Below are 7,648 nucleotides of genomic sequence, written 5' to 3' on the forward strand. Positions count from 1 at the left end.
GTTTTTCGGTAAAGGGGTCGCCGACCTGAACGGTGGGACGCTTCTCCTCGATCGTGTCGTCGAATTCGGCGCTGGCCATGGTGGCGCCGCCGACACCATCGCGACCGGTCTTGGCGCCCAGGTAAACCACCGGCATGCCGACGCCCGAGGCGGCAGAATAGAAAATCTTGTCGCTGTCAGCCAGACCCGCAGCAAAGGCGTTCACAAGGCAGTTTCCGTTGTAAGCCGGGTGGAACCGGACTTCACCACCAACGCAAGGTACGCCAAAACAGTTGCCATAGCCGCCGATGCCCTCGACGACGCCATTGACCAGCTGGCGGGTCTTGTGGTGGCCGGGCTCTCCAAAGCTCAGCGCGTTCATCGAGGCGATAGGGCGCGCGCCCATGGTGAATACATCGCGCAGGATGCCGCCGACACCAGTTGCCGCACCTTGGTACGGCTCGATGTAGGACGGGTGGTTGTGGCTTTCCATCTTGAACACCACCGCCTGACCATCGCCGATATCGACGACGCCCGCGTTCTCGCCCGGACCACAGATCACTTGCGGACCCGAGGTGGGCAGCGTGCGAAGCCATTTCTTGGAGGATTTGTAAGAGCAGTGCTCGTTCCACATCGCCGAGAAAATTCCAAGCTCGGTAAAGGTCGGCTCGCGCCCGATGATTTCAAGGATCATGTCGTATTCATCGGGTTTCAGCCCATGGGCTGCGATCAGTTCCGGTGTGATGGCGGGCTCTTGCATCGTCTGTCCTGTCCCCAAGCTGGCCGATATTGCGGGCCTTTTAGGGCAAGGGCGTGCCGGGGGAAAGTGCCAAGAACGCGCAGATGGATCAGAAACGCTGGCCGACGTATATATAGAGCGTGTTTTCGTGCTGGTCGTTGCGGCTGGCATCGATGGAAAAGTCCAGCGGAAATTTCTTTGACACCCTGTAGCGCGCGCCGATGCCAAAGGCCGCGTGCGTTCCGTCGGCGTCGAGATCCTGAAAGTGCGGGCCTACTTGCCCGACGCCCCCGAACGCGACCAACCCGATGCGGTCGGAAAGGCGCTGACGAAACTCGACCTGAAGCGAAGCCGAACGCAGATCGAGGAACTGGGTGGCGGAAAAACCGCGGAACGCATCCACGGTGCCAAGCCCGCATTGATCAAAGAATGGCGTCTCTGAGGATGACGCGCATAACGACAACCTGCTGGCTATGACCGAGCGGTCCCAGGGGCTGAGATAGAAAGTGTAGTTCACATAGGATTTGGAGTAATCCTGAATCAGCCCGCTGAGGCCATAACCGCGAAATGCCTCGAAATGCAGCGCGTGGCCGCGAGTGGGATAGATCGTGTCGTCGCGTGTGTCCCAGTCGGATACAACGCCGACATTGCCGATCTCCGCCCTCAGAAACTGATCGAATGGTGGAGGAATTGGCGGCAACCCCGCAAAGGCGGGGGTGATGGTTGTATCCAGATAGCGGAATGAGGCCCCAAATGACAGATCCGGCGTCACCCCATAGGATACGCTCAGTTTGCCCAGCGTTCCGTCTTGCCGGATCGGAATGATCCCCGTGCCGGTATACAGATCATATCGAAGGTCAGCTTTGCCATAGAGCGCCTTGATGATCCACCGGTTGTCATCAAGTTTCAGGCTGATTGCCGCGGCGCCTGCCTTGCTGCCATTGTCCGAACGAAGCCCCCCTCCACCGATGAAGGACGGGTCGGAACCTTCGTCGAGTTGAAACAAATACCCGGCTCCCAGCACCAGCCCCGAGCCAATCGTAGGGTTGGAAAATGGGATAGGGGCCACCACGAATGAACCGCGCCTGAACCCGTATTTCTCATCCTCGCTGGCATGTTCCAGGCCGCCGACATTGGTATCGACCACGCCGCGCGCATTTTGGGCGGAAACACTTCCTGCCAATAGCAGCAGTAACGCCGTCACAATGCTCGCCGCACTTCGAACCAATTCTACTCCTCGTCGGGAACACCTTGCATCCAAAGCCTCACTTTTTCTGCTCCTGCTGCTGCTGCGCGACTTGCTGGTTCACCGCCTCTCCGGCGGCCGCTCCGACCGCAGCTTTCTGTTCGTCGGTCAGGTGTTCGGCTTCTTCCAGTCCCGGAATCGCGACGCGAACTTCGCGGCGGGCAAAGTCGATTCCGTTTTCCTTGAATGCGGATTTGACCCTGTTGAAAATCTCCTTGCGCAAGGTGAACTGCTTGCCCGGCTTTGCCATGAACTTGCCCCGGATGATCATGCCCACGTCATCGAAATCGAACACGCCCTGCGACTTGAAGGGTTGCAGGAACCCTTCCTTGTGGAGCGGATCTTCCATCATTTCGGCACCGATTTTCTTGAAGATCTTCTTGACCTTGTTCGGATCAGTGTCGAAGGGCACCGTGAACTTGAGCTTCATGATCACCCAGTCGCGGCTGTAGTTCGTCAGTTTCTGGATTTCGCCATACGGGATGGTGTGAACCGGGCCGCGATGGTGGCGCAATTGCATCGAACGGATCGAGATTTTTTCAACGGTCCCGGTGGTGCCACCAACATCGACATATTCACCGACGCGGAATGCATCGTCGATCAGGAAGAAGATGCCGCCGACTATGTCCGAGACCAGCTTTTGCGCGCCAAAACCGATGGCCAATCCCATGATCCCGGCCCCTGCCAGCAAGGGCGTAATGTCAAGACCCAGCGCACCAAGAGCCAAGAGGCCGAATATCACGGCAATCGCGACCTGAGCCGTCACCCGAAGCAAGGGCAGCACCGTTGCCAGTCTTGAACCGCCGGCACCGCCGCCTTCGCCGGCTTCTTCGTCCGGGCTCTGTTCCGACGCGGTCTGCTCCCTGGCCAGACGCCGGTTGATCCACAAAGAGACGATTTCGTTCAGAATATAGCCAATGGCCGCGATGATGAAGAACTGGATCACCTTGCCACCGGCATCCGTGCCGACACCGGCAATTTCCTGCAAGTCCAGATCCCATGCATTTGCGATCATCAGGACAACAAAAACCCCGGCAAGAACGCGCCCGATCCGGATGTAGCTGCGTTTTGTCGACTTGTATGCGCGCTCGGCAATCGGCCCGCCTCCGATCATCGGAGGTTGCAGGTGGCGCACCAGCCCGCGGATCAGGGTGTCGATGGCCGGCACGATCAAAAGCCAGAACATGGTCGTGAAATGGGCACCTTCCGCCAAAGTGGCCAGAACCTCCGGATTGCGGATTGCTGACAGGTACTCGACGACGAACCACATCACGACCGATACGCCGATGGCGAAGTAAGGATAAAGTTCCGCCACGCGTTCATCGAATTGGGTGCGGTCCGGATCCGTACCGCGCATCATATCGCTCAGGCCGTCGCGGGCGGTCCAGGCAATCAGCGCGATATAGATGTGAATAGAGGTGTTCAGCCAGAACCCAAGCCGGGTTTCGGCCATCGATACACCATTTTCGACGTTGAATACGATGATGAACAAGGTGAAACCGATCAGCAGGAAAAGGCCGATCAGGTTGCGGTGCAGGTACTTCGCCCAGTGATCGTTGACATTGACCAATCGCAGCGAAGATTTTTCGGGGGCCAGAACAAAGCGCGAGATCGCAGCACCAAGTCTTGGAAACCAGATCAGATAAAAGACGAATGGCGCCACATGGGCGATCTGTTGTTCGTCAAGCAACCGCCGTCCGACGAACACCAAGACATAATAGAACACGACCAGGCCCAGAAGTTCCCGACAGAAACGGCGGAACAGGAAAGTCACTGCCCCACGGAGGTCGGCGGACGCATCGCCGGGAACGGCTCTGGTCCATCTCCTTGTCCACAGGCCTACGGCCTTTTCGGCAGCATATCCGATTGCCAGAGCCAGCAAGGTGTATCCGAAAAGCGAAAGCAGCCTTCCTGACCCGAAAGTGGTGGCAAAATTGGTAATCGCTTCAAGTTGTTTGGAAAAGAGAGATGGCAATTTCCTGATCACGTCTACCCAGGATGCAGCCATCGCATTGACGGTATCTGTGATGGAAGTGACGAGGCCTTTTTTCGGGCTGCCGGAGTCAGATTGCTTTTTCGCCACCGCATCAAGGCGTTCCAGCAAGAGCGACCTGACCTGGTCGTCCGACATTCGCGCCACAAGATCGTCCACCTGATCTGGTGTCAGATCTTCGGGAACGACGGGTGTTGTTGCGGAACTGGCCGACGAATTGCTGCCAGGTACCTGCGCGATCGACACAGTTCCCAGGATGGCAAAAAGAAAGGCTGCCACAACCAAGCGGAAGAAGCGGAACATATAAGACCCTCGGTAACGAAATTGTGTTTGTTTTCCGCGATCATATGCTGTTGCAACATATTTTCCAGAGAAATCCATAGAATCCGGCGGGTCGGGGAAAAAGCAAAAAAAAGGCCGAGCTCTAAGCTCGGCCAAAGTCCAACAGGGAGGTATGAAGGAAGTAAGCGTTGCAGCATCACCGCCTTCGAGATGTCATTTAGTAATGAGTTACCGACCGTTCAAGAGAAACTAGGGTGCAAGCGCCTCATGTCCGATATGATCAGCGTGCATAGCTACAGTTTTCCGAGTTGCCTCAGATGCTTGCGGTGCGCGATGATCTCATCCTGCACGAAATCGCGAAACGCCGCGATGCGCTGTGAATGTCTCAGTTCTTCGGGATAGGCAAGATACACCGGAACATCCGCGCTTTCGATATCAGGCAGAACCCGAACGAGATCCGGGAAATCTTCGGTTACGTAGTCAGGCAGGACGCCAATTCCGAGATTGTGCAGAACGCCCTGCAACACCCCAAAATAATTGTTCACGGTCAACAACGAGCCGGGATTGTACGTCATCAGATGTTGGACAAGTGACGCGCTGGCACCGACCTGTGCGGCGGACGGATTCTGGCAGATCAGGCGGTGGTTTACCATGTCGCTCAGGGATTGCGGCATTCCGTTGTGACTGTCGAGATAGCCATTTGTGGCGTAAAGCTGCATCTGCACGGTCATCAGACGTTTTCTGACAAGATCAGCCTGACTGGGCTCTTTCATCCGGATCGCCACGTCTGCTTCGCGCATCGGCAGGTCCAGCACACGCTCCTCCAGCATCAGATCGATGTTCAGATCGGGGTATTTCTCATAAAGCTTGGGCAGGCGTGGCGCCAGCCACAGAGTTCCGAACCCAAAGGTCGTGGTGACGCGTAATTCGCCGAATACCTCGTCTTCGCTGTCTCGAATACGTGCTGCGGCGGCGTCCAGCCGCTTGGACATGGCGGATGTGGCGTCAAACAGCAATTCGCCTTGTTCGGTGAGAATCAGCCCGCGTGCATGGCGATGAAACAGGGTCGAATTGAGTGATTCTTCCAGTGCTCGGATCTGTCGGCTGACCGCAGATTGCGACAGATTCAGTTTGTCCCCGGCATGTGTCAGGCTGCCCGCATCGGCAACCGCGTGAAATATTCTGAGCTTGTCCCAATCCATCGCAGCAACTTTCGTTATGAGCCAGCAGCCCTATATGAAAGAGGTAACAATTTCCACATTCAAACGATGACGTTGTAACGGAAACAAGAAAATTACCTATACAGGTCAGAAATTATGACCTAATATTGAGGCAACGTGTAGCACGCTGTTTGGCGAGGGGAGACGTCGGATGAGTCAGCAAAAGATTTCGCTCAATGACCGGTTCGATCTGGAAAAGAGCCCGGTCCTTTTGAACGGAACGCAGGCGCTGGTGCGCCTGATGCTCATGCAAAAGGAACGAGACCGTCAGGCGGGCCTGAATACCGCAGGGCTTGTCACCGGCTATCGCGGGTCACCACTGGGGGCAGTCGACCTCCAGATGAGCCGCGCGCAAAAGCAATTGGCGCAGAATGACGTCGTGTTTCAGTATGGCTTGAACGAGGATCTGGCCGCGACTGCCCTGTGGGGCAGTCAGCAGGCGGGGTTGCGCGGCGATGGCAAATACGACGGCGTGTTCGGCCTTTGGTACGGCAAGGGGCCGGGGGTCGATCGCTCAGGCGACGTGATGCGACACGCCAACATGGCCGGAACCGGCGCGCATGGCGGTGTGCTGATGGCCATGGGGGACGACCACACCGGCGAAAGCTCGACCGTGCTGCACCAATCAGAATGGTCGCTGGTCGATATGTACATGCCCGTGGTCAGCCCGGCGGGCGTGCAGGAAATCCTCGATTACGGTATCTACGGCTTTGCACTCAGCCGGTTCGCCGGCGTTTGGGTCGGTCTGAAGACCATGAAGGACACCATCGAAGTGACATCGGTCGTGGATGGCAGACCCGACCGCATGAACCTGGTGGTGCCCGAGTTCAACATGCCCGAAGGCGGCCTGAACATCCGATTGGGGGATACTCCGCACCTGCAAGAGGGGCGTATCATCGACTTCAAACGGTTTGCCGCCGAAACCTTTTCTCATGCGAACAAGATGGACAAGCGCATGTGGGGCAAACCCGGCGCCAAGATCGGCATCGCGGCGGCTGGCAAGAACTGGCTCGATCTCGTGCATGCAATGTCGCTGCTGCACATTGACGAGAAAGAAGCCGAGCGGCTGGGGATCACCACATACAAGATCGGCCAGACCTTCCCGCTGGACATGCAGGGATTCCATGACTGGGCCGAGGGCCTGGATCTGATCATCATCGTCGAGGAAAAACGCAAGCTGATCGAGGTGCAGGTCAAGGAGGCGATCTTTGACGACCGCCGTGGTCGTCGCGTCTATGGCTGGTACAAGGGTGGGGCAGGAACCATGCACCGCGACGAACTGTTCCCGACCCGCGGCGCGCTTGATCCGGTGATGATTGCCGAAAAGATCGGACACATCCTGATCGAAGAGGGGCACGATACCGACGGCATTCGCGCGGGGTTGAGCAAACTTGACGATGCCCGCCGCGCCGACAATGCACAGGAAATCGCATCCCGCCTGCCGTATTTCTGTTCGGGCTGCCCGCATAACACCTCGACCAAGGTGCCGGACGGCAGCCGGGCCTATGCCGGGATCGGTTGCCACTACATGGTGCAATGGATGGACCGGAGCACGACCGGCTTCACCCAGATGGGCGGCGAGGGTGCGAACTGGATCGGCGAGGCGCCGTTTTCGACCACCAAACACGTGTTCCAGAACCTGGGCGACGGAACCTACAACCATTCCGGCGTTCAGGCGATCCGGGCCGCTCTGGCTGCGGGCACGAACATCACATTCAAGATCCTGTTCAATGATGCGGTCGCCATGACCGGCGGCCAGCACAACGAAGGCGATCTGACTGCCGACCGGATCGTGCGTGAAGTGCATGCAATGGGTGTTCGGCACATTGCGGTAGTCTACGACGAAAAAGAGGATGTGGACTTCAAGACCCTGCCGTCTGGCGTGAAAACATTCGAGCGCGCGGATTTGCCGAATGTCCAGAAAACGTTCCGCGACATCGAAGGCGTTTCCGTTATCGTCTATATCCAGACCTGCGCAGCCGAGAAGCGCCGTCGCCGCAAACGCGGCAGCTTTCCTGACCCGGACAAGCGGGTGTTCATCAATACCGACATCTGCGAAGGCTGCGGCGATTGCGGCGTGCAATCGAACTGCGTCTCGATCGTGCCCAAGGAAACCGAACTGGGCCGAAAGCGGGCCATCGATCAGTCAAGCTGCAACAAGGATTTCTCCTGCCTCAACGGCTTCTGCC

General features: G+C 57.4%; 5 protein-coding genes. 1 reads left to right on the plus strand and 4 read right to left on the minus strand.

What is annotated here, in order from left to right:
• From AC2FNB_RS19945 to AC2FNB_RS19960, 4 genes are all read right to left on the minus strand, one after another.
• On the minus strand, nucleotides 1-739 hold a 739-nt coding region (locus tag AC2FNB_RS19945), incomplete at its 3' end, for an AIR synthase related protein (protein WP_496748538.1).
• Nucleotides 740-827: 88 nt separating this feature from the next.
• Nucleotides 828-1,922, minus strand: a complete 1,095-nt coding sequence (locus AC2FNB_RS19950; RefSeq protein ID WP_496748539.1) for a BamA/TamA family outer membrane protein — start codon at nucleotides 1,920-1,922, stop codon at nucleotides 828-830.
• A 61-nt stretch (nucleotides 1,923-1,983) separates the two neighbouring features.
• On the minus strand, nucleotides 1,984-4,260 hold the full coding sequence (locus tag AC2FNB_RS19955) for a mechanosensitive ion channel family protein (RefSeq protein ID WP_496748540.1): 2,277 nt from the start codon (nucleotides 4,258-4,260) through the stop codon (nucleotides 1,984-1,986).
• A gap of 272 nt (nucleotides 4,261-4,532) precedes the next feature.
• Entirely contained in the window at nucleotides 4,533-5,441 is a 909-nt protein-coding gene (locus tag AC2FNB_RS19960) for a LysR family transcriptional regulator (protein ID WP_480748376.1), read from the minus strand.
• A 169-nt stretch (nucleotides 5,442-5,610) separates the two neighbouring features.
• Between AC2FNB_RS19960 and AC2FNB_RS19965 the strand changes: the two genes are divergently transcribed.
• The coding region (locus AC2FNB_RS19965) for an indolepyruvate ferredoxin oxidoreductase family protein (protein ID WP_496748541.1) at nucleotides 5,611-7,648 on the plus strand (2,038 nt) is incomplete at its 3' end.

The organism is Ruegeria sp. BHSB058 (genome assembly GCF_059613285.1).